This window comes from Pararoseomonas baculiformis (assembly GCF_017813395.1).
GTDB lineage: Bacteria > Pseudomonadota > Alphaproteobacteria > Acetobacterales > Acetobacteraceae > Roseomonas > Roseomonas baculiformis.
The window spans coordinates 1-16,527 of sequence record NZ_JAGIZB010000046.1; the positions used below are offsets into that span (position 1 = coordinate 1).

At 66.5% G+C, this 16,527-nt stretch carries 12 protein-coding genes and 2 pseudogenes; 4 read left to right on the forward strand and 10 right to left on the reverse strand.

The genetic code is table 11. The annotated features are described in order from the left end of the window. Positions 1 to 251 (forward strand): IS3 family transposase (locus J8J14_RS23025; RefSeq protein ID WP_209381893.1); only part of this gene is annotated, 251 nt, incomplete at its 5' end. A gap of 160 nt (positions 252 to 411) precedes the next feature. Here J8J14_RS23025 and J8J14_RS23030 read toward each other — a convergent pair. From J8J14_RS23030 to J8J14_RS23065, 8 genes are all read right to left on the reverse strand, one after another. Further along, positions 412 to 1,728 (reverse strand): antitoxin Xre/MbcA/ParS toxin-binding domain-containing protein, encoded by a 1,317-nt coding sequence (locus tag J8J14_RS23030; RefSeq protein WP_209381894.1) that lies wholly within the window; start codon positions 1,726 to 1,728, stop codon positions 412 to 414. Between the two features lie 525 nt (positions 1,729 to 2,253). After that, positions 2,254 to 3,435, reverse strand: coding sequence for a PAS domain-containing sensor histidine kinase (locus J8J14_RS23035; protein WP_209381895.1), 1,182 nt, complete (start codon positions 3,433 to 3,435; stop codon positions 2,254 to 2,256). Continuing rightward, complete coding sequence (locus tag J8J14_RS23040) at positions 3,428 to 4,282, reverse strand: alpha/beta fold hydrolase (protein ID WP_209381896.1); 855 nt, start codon at positions 4,280 to 4,282, stop codon at positions 3,428 to 3,430. The genes J8J14_RS23035 and J8J14_RS23040 overlap by 8 nt, the downstream gene beginning before the upstream one ends. 250 nt (positions 4,283 to 4,532) lie before the next feature. Further along, positions 4,533 to 5,900 carry a globin-coupled sensor protein gene (locus J8J14_RS23045; protein ID WP_209381897.1) on the reverse strand — a complete coding sequence of 456 codons (1,368 nt, stop codon included), beginning with the start codon at positions 5,898 to 5,900 and terminating at the stop codon, positions 4,533 to 4,535. A 746-nt stretch (positions 5,901 to 6,646) separates the two neighbouring features. Further along, complete coding sequence (locus J8J14_RS23050; RefSeq protein ID WP_209381898.1) at positions 6,647 to 8,383, reverse strand: ATP-binding protein; 1,737 nt, start codon at positions 8,381 to 8,383, stop codon at positions 6,647 to 6,649. A gap of 111 nt (positions 8,384 to 8,494) precedes the next feature. Continuing rightward, positions 8,495 to 8,872 carry a response regulator gene (locus tag J8J14_RS23055; RefSeq protein WP_209381899.1) on the reverse strand — a complete coding sequence of 126 codons (378 nt, stop codon included), beginning with the start codon at positions 8,870 to 8,872 and terminating at the stop codon, positions 8,495 to 8,497. Further along, on the reverse strand, positions 8,869 to 10,794 hold the full coding sequence (locus J8J14_RS23060) for a PAS domain-containing protein (RefSeq protein WP_209381900.1): 1,926 nt from the start codon (positions 10,792 to 10,794) through the stop codon (positions 8,869 to 8,871). The genes J8J14_RS23055 and J8J14_RS23060 overlap by 4 nt, the downstream gene beginning before the upstream one ends. Continuing rightward, a complete protein-coding gene (locus J8J14_RS23065) occupies positions 10,691 to 12,100 on the reverse strand; it encodes a PAS domain-containing protein (RefSeq protein WP_209381901.1) in 1,410 nt (469 codons plus the stop codon). Before J8J14_RS23065 ends, J8J14_RS23060 begins: the two co-directional genes overlap by 104 nt. 836 nt (positions 12,101 to 12,936) lie before the next feature. Here J8J14_RS23065 and J8J14_RS23070 point away from each other — a divergent pair. Beyond that, on the forward strand, positions 12,937 to 13,737 hold the full coding sequence (locus J8J14_RS23070) for a hypothetical protein (RefSeq protein ID WP_209381902.1): 801 nt from the start codon (positions 12,937 to 12,939) through the stop codon (positions 13,735 to 13,737). Positions 13,738 to 13,894: 157 nt separating this feature from the next. Here J8J14_RS23070 and J8J14_RS23075 read toward each other — a convergent pair whose 3' ends face one another. Both J8J14_RS23075 and J8J14_RS25550 read right to left on the reverse strand, forming a co-directional pair. Then, a complete protein-coding gene (locus J8J14_RS23075; protein ID WP_280843017.1) occupies positions 13,895 to 14,629 on the reverse strand; it encodes a sensor histidine kinase in 735 nt (244 codons plus the stop codon). Positions 14,630 to 14,641: 12 nt separating this feature from the next. Next, positions 14,642 to 14,857 (reverse strand): annotated as a pseudogene (locus J8J14_RS25550) (PAS domain-containing protein); the annotation flags it as partial. Positions 14,858 to 14,904: 47 nt separating this feature from the next. On the opposite strand from J8J14_RS25550, the gene J8J14_RS23080 reads away from it, so the two are divergent. After that, the gene (locus J8J14_RS23080; RefSeq protein ID WP_209381904.1) at positions 14,905 to 15,858 is read left to right on the forward strand and encodes an IS5 family transposase; all 954 of its coding nucleotides are present in this window, start codon (positions 14,905 to 14,907) and stop codon (positions 15,856 to 15,858) included. 65 nt (positions 15,859 to 15,923) lie between these two features. Beyond that, a pseudogene (locus J8J14_RS23085) lies at positions 15,924 to 16,400 on the forward strand (IS5 family transposase); the annotation flags it as partial. Positions 16,401 to 16,527: the final 127 nt, after the last annotated feature.

The following is a 16,527-nucleotide window of genomic DNA, read 5'->3' on the forward strand; positions in this document are numbered from 1 at the left end:
GCGTGATTCGCTGGATCTGCGCCTTCGTCAGCCAGAACAGGTCAGCCATGGCAGCACCTCCGGCCGCCATGGAATCAGTCAACGAGATCAGGCGCTACCCCGCATTAACGGGTCCTGAGCCTAAGGCAGCGGTGTTCGACTACATCGAAATTTTCTACAATCGGCAGCGGCTTCATTCAGGCATCGGCTACCGTACCCCAGCCGAGGCACGCATAAACATGAGCGAGAGCGTTATGCCACTCGCAGCATAACGCCCTGATCTCACCTCTCCACCATTCGGAGGGAAGTCCACTCGATGACCTCAGCCGGGTAGCGGAAGCCTCGGTGCGGATCAGGCGAGGTCGTCATGGCGGGTAAACTGCCACCGTCCCGCCGCGACCTGCCAACCTGATAAGGCCCAGCATAGGGCGGCTAATCCTCTGCCTGCTGGGCCAGGCTCTTCCACAGGAGGTCACGGTCATTGAGGCCCGGCGCCACGGGGGTGGGAACCACGGGCAGATGAAGCCCGCGCAGTTTCAAATGCCCCCAGACGTCATAGAATGCATCCAGGCCGGTGACGTCCATCAGTCGGCGGCTGTCGATGCGGCCTTCGGCATAGGCGACGAATGCCTCCTCCGCTGCGGGGTTCGGGGGCAAGATGGTACCGGATACCGTGACCATGGGAGGGCTCCTGCGCGGGTCCAACCAGCGTTCGACCTGTGCCGCGCCCTCGGCCGTTCGCGCCAGCTCCAGGGCAGCGTCACCATCCTCCTGGACAGAGTAGGGCAGGTCCGGATCCTCAAGTGGCTGAAGTAGGAACAGGGAGGTGGTGAAAGCGCGGTGCTCCCCTTCCGCGCGCCCCATCATCAGCGTACTCCAGGCGACAAGCCGCACCCTGGCCTCATCGCCGCCAACCGCCGCTGCGTCACCCCGCAGCCCGGCCGCGGCCGTCGCGGCCCGGTCCGCCTCTGCCAGCTGCTTTGTTACTTCGGCGTCCAGGGCCGCCGTGACGCTATCCAGGGCCGCTTGGCTGGCCGGGTCACTCGGGGTCACGGTGGGCCAGGCCGCGTCCAACTCCGGTCCGGACTGTGGCAATGGACGATGATGGGCGCGTATGTCCTCCGCCAGGAGGGCGGGATCCTCACGACCGCTCATGTCCTCCCAGAGGAGATCACGGTCATCACGGTCCGGGCTGACCCGGCTCGGCCTGACGGGGAGCCGAAGGTCGCGCTGCGTCAGCGCGGAGATGATGCGGTAGATGCTGCGGAGGCCGGTGATGGCCATCAGGCGAGGGCTGGCGATATGGCCCGCCGCGTAGGCGGCGAAGGCCTCTTCCGCGGTGAGGTCATCAAGGTTTGCTGCGGCAGCAACGCGTTCCGGGTCGGGCCGCCCCAAGGAGGGCTCCAACTGGATAAGCCGGCGCACCTGCTCAGCGCCCTCCACGGTGCGGACAAGATCAACTGGGGCTTCCCCCAGGGAGCCGCTGCGTCGCGAAAGGAAGCGAGCCACCCATACGGGCCCGGGAGAGGCTATCTCAGGCATTGCGAGCATCAGAAGCGCCAAGTGGGCGAGGCGAGCGCGCGCGGCCTCGCCCCTGATTGGCCCGGCATCTCCCCGAAGGGCGCTGGCCACTCGTGCAGCCCTTGCCGCGTCGGCCTTGCGGTAGCCGACGGTCTCGTCGAGGACGTCCGCCAACTCGGCCAGCGCCGCTGGCTCGGAACCGTCCATGTGGTCGGTACTGCTCGGCATGATTATCCCACCTAGGTCTCCTACCCTATGTCGGCAAACGCGTGCGGGGTGTCGTCAGGCGGTATGCTCCCCTGTCGTTTGAGATGGGTGGAGCGGTGGAGGGTGTCCGCCGCGTGCTCTCCGGGAGCGACCGGTCGGCTCCCTCAGGCCTTTCCCTAAGAGCCGGAGGGAGCGCTCTCGTGGCAATCCGACCCTCCCTCCTCCTTAGGCACGATAATAGAGTTTTATCGTGCCTAAGTGCCGGGACAGAGAGGTTGGTCGGGCCCGGATTTGCCCGTTTTTCGGATCGGCAGCGTGGAACGCGGCACCGCCCTGCCCTGCCGGCCCCGGCGCGTCGTCCTATTTCTTCAACGGGATAGGCGCCGAGCAGTCCCTTCCCAAGCCAGCCTGCTATGGCCGTCCCTTACAGGACCGTCGTGCAAGGACCCGGAGGCTGCAGCCGATCCTGGCAGACACCTCGATCTTACCTCTCGACCACGCTGAGCACAGCTCGTCTTCTCATTGTGGCGCGGAGTACTCCATCGTTCATCCCGATCCGAAACTTACTGTCAGTGTTGTTGCTCCCTCGTGGTCCGCTCCGATCCGCAGCTCGCCCCCGTGCAGCGCGGCGATCCGGTGAGCAACGATCATGCCGAGGCCAGCACCTTCCAGTCCTCGGTTCAGCAGTGCTGGCGCATCAAGGGACACTGAGATGCTGGCCAGCACCTCCTCGGGGTTGATTGCTGTGGAGCTGCGCAGCTCGATCCTCGCTGGCTGATCAAGACAGCGGAGCCATAGCTCTGCACCTGGCCCTGCCCGCCGGCCGAATTCACGTAAGCAGCAGGCGAGTGCCTCGGCGGAGAGCTCCTTATCAAGGAAGGCGATAACCTCCTCGCCCTCTTCCACCTTGGCAGCTACCTGCGCCCGCCTCAGCGCTGCACTCGCACGAAGCAGGGCGGCGCGGGCTGAGCGCTGCAGGTTCGTGTGACTCAGCTGAAGACGCGGCCCCAGTTCATCCAGGCGCGCGTAGCGCGTCGCGTCCTCCAGAAGCTCGAGAAGATGGGCGGCAGCGTCCGAGATATCCCTCGCCCAGGCCGACGCGGGCACCGCCCTTCCCTCTCCCGCAGCTTCCACCAGCAACTCGGAGAAGCCGGTGATGATGCTGATCGGCGTTCGAAACTCATGGTTCATCGCGGCGAGGAAGCGGGCTTTCGCCTGATCTGCAGCCTGGGCGACACCTAGAGCGCGCCGGGCTTGCACTTCTGACTGCTCCGCCCGGGCACGTGCCTCGATGAGCTGGGTCTCGTATCGGCGGTAAGCCGTCGCATCAAAAAGGGCGGTCCGGGTGAGCAGTGGCCGGCCGTCGGGAGCGCGACGCACAACCGAGTTCATCAGCACCGGAAACCGGGACCCGTCGGCGCGCAGCAACTCAAGGGCAATCCCGTCCGCGGCACCCGCCGTCTGCAGTAGCGGGACGTGCCGGGTTGCGTGCACGATCCGCCCTGCGGGCGAGAGAAAGTCGATGAAGCGCCGGATACCGACGATCTCGTCCGACCTGTAGCCCGTCCACCGGCAGAGTGTGCGATTGAGCTGTAGGACCGGCCCGTCGATTGCTGCGGTCGAGAGATAGCCGAAGGGGGCCTCCTCATAGAGATCTTCCGCAGTCTCGCCATTCAAGCGCGAGAAGTCATCGTTCGTTCTGCAGTCAGGCAGTCGTGCTTCATGCATCTAGCAAGAAGTTCCTGATCGCGGCTGTCGTTTCGCCCGGGTCACTGAGATGTGGACAATGGCCAGAGGTGTCGAGGACGACGAGCTTGCTGGCGCATAGGTGTCGGTGAACGTAGTGGCCGACTGAACACGGAGCGATCGCGTCGTCTGCTGACTGTATGACCAGGGCTGGAGTCCGAACCCGCGCCAGGTCCGCACGGTTGTCCGAAGTGAAGGTAACCCGGGCGAAGTGGCGAGCCACCTGAGGGTCGACACGGCAAAAGCTCTCGGTCAGCTCCTCGGCAAGCTCTGGACGATCTGGATTGGCCATGATCGTCGGGGCCATTGCTTTTGCCCAGCCATCATGGTCCGCCTCCAGCAGGGACAGCAGAGATTCAATGTCTTCTCTCGTAAAGCCGCCCTGGTACTCGCCCTCATTGATGTAGCAAGGCGAGGGACCAATCAGCACGAGGCGGGAGAAACGCTCCGGCTCGCGAGAGGCAGCAAGCACTCCGATCATAGCGCTGACCGAGTGCCCGACAAAAACCACCGGCTCCGGCCCGAGCGCGCGGCAGATCGCAAGCACGTCGTCGGCGTAGCCGTCCAGCGTGGCATACCGATCCGGGTCGTAGGGCACCCGGCTGCGACCGGACCCAACGTGATCGAAGAGGGCTGTGCGCCAGGATTTCACGAAGTGCGGAGCAACGAGGCGCCACATCGACGCGTCGCAGCCATACCCGTGGGCGAAGATCATCGTCGGCCCGGCCGCACCCGCAACTCGGAGGTTGTGCCGCTCAGCGACTGCCTCACCTTCGGGGGAACCGGCGAGCACCCCGGCATCACCTCTGCCTTCCTCAGCTGCGTGCATTTTGAATGTCCTTGAATGATGGATGAATGGAGCACAAGCCACGAGGGATGCTGATGTGAGGTCAGGGGCCGCAGCAGCGCCGTCTCCAGACAGGCGGGGCCAAGGTCTTCAACTTTCCACCGCGGTGAGCATCATGGTTGCAGGTTCCGTTTGAACGTCCAACGCTGCTGGGGTGGCGGTACGTTGTCGCTCGACTCAATCGGATGCCATTCCAAAGCCTGGCCTGCAGAACCGAGGGAGAAGGCCGCCTTCAAGCGGCCCTGACCTCCGCTAAAAAGCCGTCCACGGCTAGCCGCAGCACGCCCGACTGCGCCGAAAGGTCCCGTGCTGTTCCCGCGAGTTCACCGGATACTCTCGACGTCCCGGCTGCGTCCTCATGAATGCCGGCCATCACCGCGCTCACACGCTCATTTCCGGCGGCGGCATGCTGCACGTTGCGGGAGATCTCTTCCGTCACAGCGCCCTGTTCTTCCACGGCAGCAGCAATACCGCTGGTGATCCCGCTGATCTCGTCGATCACCCGCGCAATCCCGCTGATCGCCTCCACAGCCTGGCCCGTTGAGGTCTGCATGGCCGCGATCCGCCCCCCGATCTCATCGGTGGCCCTGGCTGTCTGGGTGGCGAGCGCCTTCACCTCACTGGCTACCACCGCAAAGCCTCGGCCGGCCTCGCCCGCGCGCGCGGCCTCGATCGTCGCGTTGAGGGCGAGAAGATTGGTCTGCCCGGCGATGTCACCGATCAGCCGGACCACATCGCCGATCCGTCCGGCATTCTCGGCCAGTGCCTGCACCAGGGCGTCCGTGTCTTGCGCCTGCTGCGCCGCCCGCCCCGTCATGCCAGAGGACTGGCTCATCTGCCGGGCAATCTCACCGATGGAGGCGGTCAGCTCCGCCGCCGCGGCTGCAACCGTCTGCACGTTCGCACTCGCTTCCTCGGCCGCCGCAGCCGCCAAGGCAGACCTGTCGGTCGTACGTGCCGCAGCCTCGGCCATCGGAGCAGCCGCGGCCTCCATCTGCGTCGCGGAGACTGCCACGCTCTGGACTACCTCGCCGATCTTGGCCTCGAACTCCTGCCCCAGCCGATCCAGCGTCACACGGCGGGATGTCCGCTCGGCCACCACATAGGTTTCCAGCAGCACCTCCAGGTCGAGCCAGGCAAGCTTGTTCAGCGCCGCAGCGAGCACCGCTCTGCCCTGAGCCACCTTGCGGCCCCGGACGAGCCAGGAAAGCGAAAGGTGCGGGGGGTGTGGCGTGTCCAATCCGAGATCACGGCAGATCGCGGCGCCCACGGTCGAATGGCAGATGGCCACGGCGTAGCTCGGCACACCGCGATCGTAGAAGGCCTTCGCGAGGCACTCGGCGGACTCCATGAAGCCCTCGCCCAGCTCGCCCGAGACCACGCGCTGCCAATGGGCAACCCGCACCCGGTGGACCTCGGGCGCCATCAACGCGGCCTGGATCTCTGGCCAGCTGGCAAAGGTCGGATGCAGTTCGACAATCAGGGCGGGGAGCCGCTCCTGCGCGTAGCCGGACTGCCGCCGCAGCAGCAACAAATCATCCTCGGTGATGCCAAAGGCCGAAAAGCGCTTGCGCTGCGCTGGATCTACTATCGTCGCCATGGGTACTTCCTCGCCGTCGTGAGGCATGGCAGCGGTCCGTTCTGAACCCCGGGGCGCATCTCATGCACCTGACCGCCATCTCCGGGTGGGTGAATATCTCAGGGGACGGCGCAAAATGTTAACCAACCCATTTACTCGGATATCAAGTTTCTGTTATACAACGCCCACGATGGCCCAAGGGCACGACAGTCAGCTTCTCAGGGTAGGATGGTCGGCCCCGAGAGAGGGTGGAGCGCCGCAAAGGGACTAGGTGCGGCGAGCTGGTTCTTGGCTGGGCACGGTGAGAACGACTGTATTCTGCCGGGGCCAGCAACTAGGGCAGACGTTGCTGCCTTTCGTACAAGGCACGCTGATAGAGAATTATCGCGCTTAAGTGCCTGCCGGGAGAGGCAGGTTGGGCCCGGATTTGCTGAATTTTCGGGGCGGTAGCGTCCATTGGACGGGGTAGACGTCAGGCTCAGACCGGGCCCGGCGCGTCCCCGGTCAGCCGGCGCCACCCTGTGACAGGGGCATCTATCGCTGGAGAGGGTAGGCGCAGCCCCAGCGGTCACTTCCCTCTCCTGAATGCCTACATGTGCTGCCTGTATGGGTGCGTGCTCAACGGCGCAGTCTGGCCGCAAACGGAATGGCCGTTTCAGGTGTGCAGCGAGGATAAGCAGACCTCCGACAGCAGCCTCGATGGGCCGCTCCCGGCAGAGCAAAGCCGGGAGATCGCCGACTTACCCCCGAACTGGCGCCCCTGCCGATTATGCTTGTGCGTGCCCAAATCCAGACGTGTCGCGCCCCGGGTCCGTTCGAGCGCCACGGCGGAGAGCAGCCTGGATGCGGCCGATAAGTTCGGCCCGCTTGTAAGGTTTGCCCAGGACGTCCATCACGTCCATCTTCGGGCCGTCTATCGACATCTCGTCGTTGTAGCCGGTTGTCAGGACAATGGGGGTCAAGGGCGAACGCTCGCGCACCTGTTCCGCAAGCACCAGACCATTCGCCCCTCCCGGCATCAGCACATCGGAGAAGACCAGATCGAAAGCGTCTCCGGTTTCTGAAGCCTGGTCGAAGGCTGCAATCGCCTCCTCGGCACTGTGTGCCACCGCCACCCGGTAACCTGTTTCCACGAGAGCATCGCGCGCCAGCTCTGCGACCTCGCGACTATCGTCGACCACGAGGATAAGCGGCACCCTGGCCGCGGCCTCGACGGGCTCCGCCTGGTAACCGGTCCGCCCGGCTGCTTCGCCATTCCGCTCCTCGAGTGGAACGAATTTGGGAAAGATCATGCGGACCGTCGTGCCCCGGCCGGGTTCGCTCTCGATCTCGAGACGCCCCCCGGACTGCTGGACGAAGCCGTGCACCATGGCCAGACCGAGCCCTGTCCCGTGCTGCGGACCTTTCGTGGTGAAGAAAGGCTCGATCGCCCGCGCTTGGACATGGGGCGGCATACCGACCCCTTCGTCACTGACGCACAGCATGACGTAGTCACCTGGCTCCAGGTGACGGGCCACAGCATCCCCGTTCAGGTGAATGGCTCGGGTCGTGACCGTGATCGCCCCGCCCTTCGGCGAGGCATCGCGGGCGTTCACGACGACGTTGAGGAGGGCCATCTCCAGGTGGTTCGGATCGACCCTCACCTGCGGGAGGCGGCGCTGGAGATTGAGATGCAAATCGGCCCTCTCGCCCACCGAGGTCTCTAACAGCTCGCTGAACGAGTTCACCAGATGGGTGAGGTCGACGCCCTTCGGCTCCAGGCGGGTGCGCCGAGCAAAGGCCAGGAGCTGACGGGTAAGCTTGGCACCTCGGTCCGAGGCTGCCACAGCGGCTTCGTGGAAGCGCTCGAAGGCACGGTCGTCGAAGCGCTTCGCTTTGAGGCGCTCCAGGCTGCCGTCGATCACGTGGAGAAGGTTGTTGAAATCATGGGCCAGGCCGGCCGTGAGCTGGCCAATGGCCTCCATCTTCTGCGCCTGGCGCAGTTGCTGCTCACTCTCCCGACGCTTGGAGACGTCGAGCTGGCTGGCAAAGAAGTAGATCAGCTCCCCTGCCTTGTCGAAGACAGGTCCCATGAAGATGGCGTTCCAGAATGGCGTCCCGTCCCGGCGGTAGTTCAGGATCTCCAGCGCCGTCGGCCGCTTCTCCTGGATGGCATCGCGGAGCTGGCGGACATGGGCCGGATCCGTGCCTGCTCCCTGCAGAAAGCGGCAGTTGCGGCCGACGACCTCAGCCTCCTCATACCCCGTGAGGTCGAGAAAGGCATTGTTGGCGAAGGCAATGGGGCAGTCGTCCTGGCGCGGGTCAGCCAGGATCATCGGCATACGGGTCATCTCGACCGCCGCGAAGAAAACGCTCCCGCGCTCATCGAGCGTCGTGTCCGTAATCTCGGCCTGGCGCCAGTGGTGCAGCCCGGGCCGCCCGAGCGGCTCCAGGGCGCCCTGGTCCATAGATCCCTCTGCCGGACGGCCAGTGGCTGTCTCGGGCTTGTCGGTCGGATCAGTCATAAGCAGGCCTTCGGCAGGGTGGTCCAGCCCGCGGCAGGCCACTTCTCAGAAAGCAGCTACATAGGTCGAGGAAGCGCCCTGACAACCAACCTCTGACGCTTGCCTCGTGCCCTAACCTCTGATCTCCCTGGCGAGCGTCCGAAGCAGGTCCTGCGCAGCAACCGGCTTCTCGCAGCGCGGCAGGCGGGCATAGGCCGGCGGCACGACACCTGCGTCGAAGCCTGTCACGAGCACCGCCGGCACGCCACGCTCGGTGAGCGTGTCGAGAACGGGCCAAACCATCTCGCCTCCGAGACTCACATCGAGTAGCGCGCCGGCGATGTCCCTCTCTCCCCGCGCCAGATCCAGCGCCCGACCGACGCGCGCCACCGGCCCGACTACCTCCGCTCCGGCCTCCTCGAGCGCCTCCGTGAGCTCGTCGGCGATCATGTACTCATCCTCCACGACGAGGATGCGCCGACCCCGCAGGGTGTCCTCGGTCCCGCTCATGATGCCGCCTTCTCCACTATCCTGAACGCCCGGGCGGGGAGCGCGATGGAGCACTGCACCCCATCCGCGGTGAACTCCAGCACCGTCTCCGCCTCCATCTGGTAGGGCAGCGCGCGGGTGATCAGCTCGCTCCCATAGCCCCGGCGCGCGGGCGGCCCCGCCGGCATGGACACCCCACTCTCCCTCCAGGTGATGTGCAGCCGTGGACCGCCGTCTCCCTCCTCGACCTGCCAGGTAACGGAAAGCCTCCCTGTGGGCTGCGCGATGGCCCCATACTTCACCGCGTTCGTGGCCAACTCGTGCAGCGCAAGCGCCACAGGCTGCGCCCCCTCGCCCGGCAGGTCCACAGGCGGGCCTCCCACCGTCACCCGGTCCGAGCCCCCGTCGCCTACGGCCTGGAGTTCCGCCTCGACCAGGTTGCGCAGCGCCACCGTGTAGCGGCCAGTCCGGGCCAGGAAATCCTGCACGCGGCCGAGGGCTGCGAGGCGCGCGTCATACTCGTCCCGCCCGGGCTGGGGCGGGATGGAGCGGCGCGCGACGTTGCGCACGACGGCCAGCAGGTTGCGCGTCCGGTGCTGAAGTTCGGCAACCAGCACGCCCTGCTCGGCCTGGAGGCGCTTGAGGTCCTCGATGTCCGTCGTCGTCCCGAGCCACTCGACGATGCGCCCCCCGGGCTGCTCGGCCGTAGGCCCGCCCCGCACGGGGACGGAGCGCGTCTGATGCCATCGCCAGGTTCCGTCGGACGCGCGTCTGACCCGGTACTCCACGTCCAGTCGTCCGTGCGGAGGCGCCTCGCGCCACGCTGCCATCGTCCGCCCCCGGTCGTCGGGATGCACGACGTCGAGCCAGCCGAGGCCTCGGCTCTCCGCCTCGGACTGCCCCGTGTAGTCCAGCCATTGCGGAGAGGACCACGTCCACCGCCCCTCGTCGCAGGAGCGCCAGACGAGCGGCGGGATGCCCTCGGCAAGGGTGCGGAACCGCTCCTTCTCCGCATCCAGCGCCGCCCGTGCCGCCTCGATATCCGACACGTCCTGCACGATGCCGGCGACCTGCCGAACGGCGCCGACCTCGTCCCGGATCGGGAAGAGGGTGTCGCGCAGGTGGACGATGCCGCGCCCCGGGTGCGCGGTCCGGTAGTGGACGATGGCCGGCCCACCCGCGATGGCCCGCGGCCAGGCAGATTCAAAGGTGTCCCGGTCGTCGGGGTGGACGAGGTCGCGCACCATGCGGGAGCCGTCGAGGATTGGGGCACGCGGCACGCCGAACACCCTCTCGAAGGCGGGGGAGAGGTATTCGATCCGGCGGCGACCGGCATCCGCGATCCAGAGCACGTCGGTGGAGTTCTCGGCGAAGTCGCGGAACCGCCCCTCGCTCTCGCGAAGCTGCGCCTCGGCACGGGCACGCTCGACCGCGTCCCAGGTGCGCTCGGCGACCTCGCGCGCCAGCTCCCTCTCGGCATTGGTCCAGCGCCTCGGGACCGACTGGTTGACGCCGAGCAGCGCCACCAGCCGGCCCTCCTTGATGAGCGGAATGCCGAACCCGGCACGCGTGGATACCGAGGCATAGGCCGCGCGCTCGGCCTCACCCCAGCGCGGGTCGGCGTTGACGTCATCGGTGCTCGCCGTGCGTCCAGCTCGCCATTCGCCCGCCGCGTAGGATGAGAAGGCTGACAGCGAGTAGCGGCCAAGCCTGTCCGGAGCACCGTCCGTGTAGTTCGCGAGGATCGTCGCCGTATCGCCGTCCTCCTCGACCAGGACGTAGAAGACGCGGCTTGCCTCCAGTTGCTCGCCGAGGGATCGGGTGGCGGTACGCTGTATCTCAACCGGATCTCCAACCGGCCGCAGTGCGTCGCTGAGCTTCAGCAGGAACGCCTGCCGCTCCTCGCTCTCCCGCAGCATCTCCTCGGCCCGGGCGCGCTCCACCTCCGCCCAGCAGCGTCCGGCGATGCCGCTCAGCAGCGCTGACCTCTTCCGGGGTCCACTGCCGGGGCGCCCGCTCGTTCACCGCGAGTGTGCAACGCAACCGCCCGTTGACCAGGACCGGGGTGGCCAGGTCCGCGCCGACCGCGAGCCGGGCGTAGCCCTCCTTCATCGCCGGCGGGATGCGCTCGTCCGCCTGCGTGTTGTCTACCACGACGGGTCGGCCAGCAAGATGGAAGGACGTGAAGGGTTCCCACGCGTCGAGGGGAAAACGGCCATCGACCACCGGGACGCCCGGCAGGTGGAACGCGGCCTCGATGACGTATTCGCGCCGCTCCCAGTCGATCTCCGCCCAGTAGGCGCGCTCCGTTCCGAGTTGCTCGGCGGCGAGCTGGCAGGCGATTTCCGCGACGGCCTGGGGGTCAGACAAGCTGCGGACCGCGTCGGAGAAGCGGACGAGGAACGCGTTGCGCTCCTCGCTCTCCCGCAGCGCCGCCTCGGCACGCAGCCGCGCCGTGATGTCGGTGAACAGTACCGCCACCCGGTTCCGTTCGCGGTCGAGGGCGAAGATGTTGAGGTCAAAAATGCGCCCCAGCCTCGGTTCGGCCTCCTGGACCCGCAACGCCTCGCCGGTGTCGAGTACCTGACCATACATCCGTGCCCAGCGTGGGTTCGGGCTGCCGAGCAGATCCGTCGCCGTCCGGCCCACGGGGTAGGGCATCGAAGTGTGGGCCATGAAAGCTGGGTTCACATCCAGGAAGCGGAAGTCGCACCAAACGCCCCCCTCGTCTCGCAGCACCTCCACCACGGCGTATGCCTCGTCCATCGCCCTGAAGAGGGTATGGTACCGCGCCTCGCTCTCGCGCAACTCGGCCTCCATCCTCTCCCGCGACAGTAGCCTCTCCTCTGCCGCGACCCGGCGGGTCACGTCGAGGTACGAGAGGAACTGGTGGGCGGTACGCCCCCCCTCGTCCTTGAAGGCACTGATGAAGAGGGAAGCAACAAAGCGTGAGCCGTCCTTCCGGTACTGGACGGTCTCGACCACCTCGTCGCGGTCTTGCTCGAGGGCCTCGCGGAGGCGGACCGCATTCGCCGGGTCGGTCTCCGGCCCGTTCATGAAGTAGGGCCCCTGACCCAGCACCTCGGCCATCCCGTAACCCGAGAGTGCGAGGAACGCCCCATTCGCGAAAACGATGGGGTTGCCCGGCAGCGAGGGGTCGGTCACGACCATCGGCATCCGAGTGGCGCGCACCGCCTCGGCGAAGATCCCGCCCCGATCTCTCAGTCCCTCAATGCGGGCTTCGGCCAAGGAGCGAGCAGGCGTGCCCGGCTTGTTCGGCTCAAACGAGTTGCCCGAAGGCCCTGAACCGCTCTCCGTCATCGCGTCCGCCTGCCAACCTGATCATGACCGGCTGGTCAGCCGATCCGTCCTACGCATGACAACGCACTTAACCGACGGCGGGGCGAGTTCGGCAAGCACGCCTTATCGACCAGAGCCAGGCTTTCGTGGCCAGCGGAGCCGCGGTCGCATCGCATCCCCGATCGAGTCACTAAGCTCGGGCCTTCGGAACGTCCGCTTCTGAGCAAGCGTCTGCGGCTCCGGGAGAACCGAGTTATGCGCGAAGCTGTCGATCGGGAGGCCTCGTTAACTTTTTGGATTGTGGCAAACGCCCCTGCCCTGCTCATCAGGCGCGTTGTTAGAGGGTTATCGTGCCTGAGTGCCGGGACAGACAGGCGGGTTAGGCCCAGATTGCTAGATTTTTGGGGCGGTAGCGCGCATCGGACGGGGTAGACGCCATGCTCAGACCGGGCCCGGCGCATCCCCGGTCCACCTGCGCCGCCCTGTGACAGGGGCATCTATCGCTGGAGAGGGCGGGCGTAGCCCCAGCGGCCACTTCCCTATCCTGAACGCCTACATGTGCTGCCTGCACGGGTGCACGCTCAACGGCGCAGTCTGGCCGGTTCCCGCCTGTCCGCTTTGGCATGCTGTGGGAGGAGATCGAACCGTCACTGACCGGCTGCTATAGACGGGGTTAGTCCTGCTATCCCGGGGGCCGGCTCTCCTGTGCCGATCACGGCACCGGTTCCGCCCCCGCAGAGATCGGTGATGACCTTCGCCTGCGCGGAGTTCTAGGCTGCTGGGCCATGAAGATCACCGTCAGTCAGGCGCGCCCACTTCCAGAGCTGCCTCCACAGCTTCGCGCGATCATTGGCAACCCGGGGATCGCGGCCGTGCTGGAAGCGCGGGCGGCGCAGCCCGGCGAGGCAGCTGTGGCGGTGACGACCGCTGCCGCCGGCGCGACGCCCGGTGCGGCGCGCCTCTCCCTACCGGGCCTGCTCTCCCCGGCATCGCCGGCCTTCGGCCAGGATCCGGCCGACAAAAAGCTCGATACGGCCCTTTTTGCGGCCCTCGGCCTCGAGCCGAAATCGGCAAAGCTGTTCCCCCTACTCATGGCGATGGTGCCGCGCGAGCACCAGATAACCGCGAGGGCAGCCCTGGGCGAGTTGGAAAAAGCGGCTCAGGCGACGGTGGGAAAGGGCGCGTTCGAGGCCGGCGTCTTCCTCTTGGGCGTACCGAATGGGTTCGCGAAGGTGACCGACGGCACGGTTACGCCGACGGCCCGGCTCGCGGCTGGCGGCAAGCTCGCGGCGGGCGCCGTGAAGGCTTTGGAACCCTTCGTGCCGGCGCTTGCTCCGAGCGCGCCCGTGCTCCGTGATAGCCTCATGCTGCTGACCGCGCCAGACGCGCTGGGCAAGGCGCTCGACCCGGATCAGCCGGCCTTCTCTCGCCTCACCGCAGCCGGCAAACTGCTCGTCACTGGCGCGACGCTTGCTGCGCATTTTGTACCTGCCATGTCGCCTTATGCGGCACAGATCAGCACGGTCGGATGGCTCTGTGACGTCGGAGACAAGACCTATGCTGCCTTCGTTGAGGTGCCGAAGTAGGGCGCGGTGAACACCCTGACGCGACGCGGCACCAGATGACGTGGTCCAGTACGGCGCAGCCGACAGCGCGGGAGAAGCGGGGACATCCCGACGCAAAGGGCGGGCAGTTAGTGGATGAGGCAATGTAGGCAGCCTATGAGGGCGTCCTCCACTTGGCCTATTCGGCGGGATTGTTGTCGCGCGGCAGGGCCACCCGAATGGCGGTCCCGGATCCAGCGTCACTGCGTATTCTGAGTTCCCCGCCGTGAAAGCGGATGATCCGCTCGGCGACAACCAGGCCCACGCCAGCTCCCTCCAGACCGCGGTTCAGGATGTCCCCACAGCCGTGGAGCTGGTTCGGGCCGGAGAAGGCACCCTCAGGCAGGATCAGGCTCGGACATCTTACCTCGGCCACAGCCAGATCTTCGCTGGGGCAGATCTCGACTGCGACATCGGCCGCCCGAGCGGCCCGGCGGGCTAGCTCAGCGATCAGGTTCGCAAGCGCCTGCTGCAGCAACGGTAAGTCCGCACTAACCGCTACCTGCTCGGACACCGCGATGTGCAGCTTCGCTCCGAGGCCATGCAGAACGGGCTCGACACGATGTGCTGCGCCCTCAATGGCCTTAGCCAGGAACACCCGCTCGCGCTTCAGATCCGTAGGAGACGTTATCCGGAGATATCGGCGGACGTCTTCCACCATCATGAGCAGGTGGTGTGCGGCGGAGCGGATATCGCCAAGATACGAAATTTGCCGAGGCTCTGGAGCGCCACGTTCCGTGGCGGCGGCAAGGATGTCCGAGAAGCCGATGATGATGCCGATGGGCGTCCGGAACTCATGGTCCATAGCCTTGAAGAAAGTCAGCTTAGCCGCCTCGGCCTCCTTCGCGGCCCGCAAGGCTCGCTGGAGTTCCATCGAGGCCACCACACGGTCCGTTACGTCACGCTGGAACCCAACATAGTAGCGCGGCGGGGCATGACGATTGCCGTCTTCCCGTAAGGGAGCAAGCCGGACCTCGTTCCAGAACATGGACCCGTCCTGGCGGTAGTTCCGGAGCGTTACTGTCACTGGCTGGCCTGCCGCGACAGCGTGGCGCATAGCGGCGATTTCCGGCTGCTCGCGGTCGGAGCCCTGCAGGAAGCGACAGTTCCGCCCGGCGTTGTTGCATTAATCAGCAACGGTGAGGTGCCATGGGTGAGGATGCGACGGGGGTCGGGCAGCCTCGGAAGCGCTACCGGACGAGGAACTGGCGCGAATACGATCGTGGCCTGATCTCGCGCGGTGACCTGACGGTCTGGATCTCGCCTGATCTAGCCTGGCACGCGGTGAAGGACGCGGGCGGGCGTGGCCGGCCGCGGGAGTTCACGGATGCGGCGATCCAGGCGGTGCTGACGCTGAAGGTGCTGTACCAGCTGCCGCTGCGGGCGGTGCAGGGCATGGCGGGCAGTCTGATCCGCCTGGCGGGGCTGGACTGGCGGGTGCCGCACTACAGCACTCTCTCGCGCCGGCAGAGGGACCTGGTGGTCACCATCCCCTACCGTCCTCGGCGCGGGCCGCTGCACCTGGTCATCGACAGCACGGGGTTGAAGGTGCTGGGCGAGGGCGAGTGGAAGGTCAGGAAGCACGGAGCCGACAAGCGCCGGGTCTGGCGCAAGGTGCACCTGATCATCGACGCGGACAGCCACGAGGTGCGGGCGGTGGAGATGACGGACCACCGGCATGGCGATGGCGAGATCGTGCCAGGACTTCTGGCGCAGGTGCCGGAAGGGGAGCGGATCGGGGTCATCAGCGGCGACGGCGCCTACGATACGCGCGGCGTCTACGAGGCTTCGACGGAACGGAAGGCTGCTCTCATCGTGCCGCCGCGCCGCAACGGCAAGCCATGGAAAAGCCGAACCACAGGATCCGCTGAGCGCAACGAGACGCTCCGCGCCATTCGCCGCCTCGGCCGGCGGCTCTGGAAGCGCTGGAGCGGTTATCACCGCCGCAGTCTCGCCGAGACAGCGATGTCGCGCCTCAAGCGCCTGGGCGAGCGCCTCGCGGCCCGTGACCCAGCCCGTCAGATCGCCGAGGTCCAGATCCGCTGCGTCATCCTGAACACCTTCAACAGCCTCGGCATGCCCAAAACCGTCCCGCTCGTCTAATCCAAGCAGTCAGTGCTTCCGCGCGCCCTTAATAGGAATTATGCAACAGCGCCGTGCTGTGCCGCCAAAAGGGGGGCGCGGAAGTCGGGCCGAACCCGACGGATCGCGGCAAGCCGGGCACGAAGCGCCACCTCGTCACGGATGCCCGCGGCACGCCGCTTGGCCTGACACTCAGCGGGGCCAACCGCCACGACAGCCGTATGTTGGCCCCGACCCTGGATGCCGTGCCGCCAATCCGGACCGGCCATCCTGGCCGTCCTCGACGCAGGCCGGGCAAGCTCCACGCCGACAAGGCTTACGATCACCGCCGCTGCCGCCAGGAGTGCCGCACCCGCGGCATCGTCTCGCGCATCGCACGCCGTGGCGTCGAGCGCAGCACCCACCTTGGTCGCCACAGGTGGGTCGTGGAACGGACCTTCGCCTGGCTGTCCCGATACCGCCGCCTGACCATCCGATACGAGCGACGCTCGGACATCCACCTCGCACTCACGACACTCGCCTTCGCCCTAGTCTGCCTCGGCCAGATCAGACGGTTCTGTTAGGTGTTCTAAGCTCGACTTTGGCCATTTGAGCTGAGGAGAGGCGGCGGAGCGGGCTGACCGGCTAGGGTGGATGCGTCCCCGCCAAGAGACGCCGCCATGCTCTGCCTGCCGACCCGCTTCGCCGCGG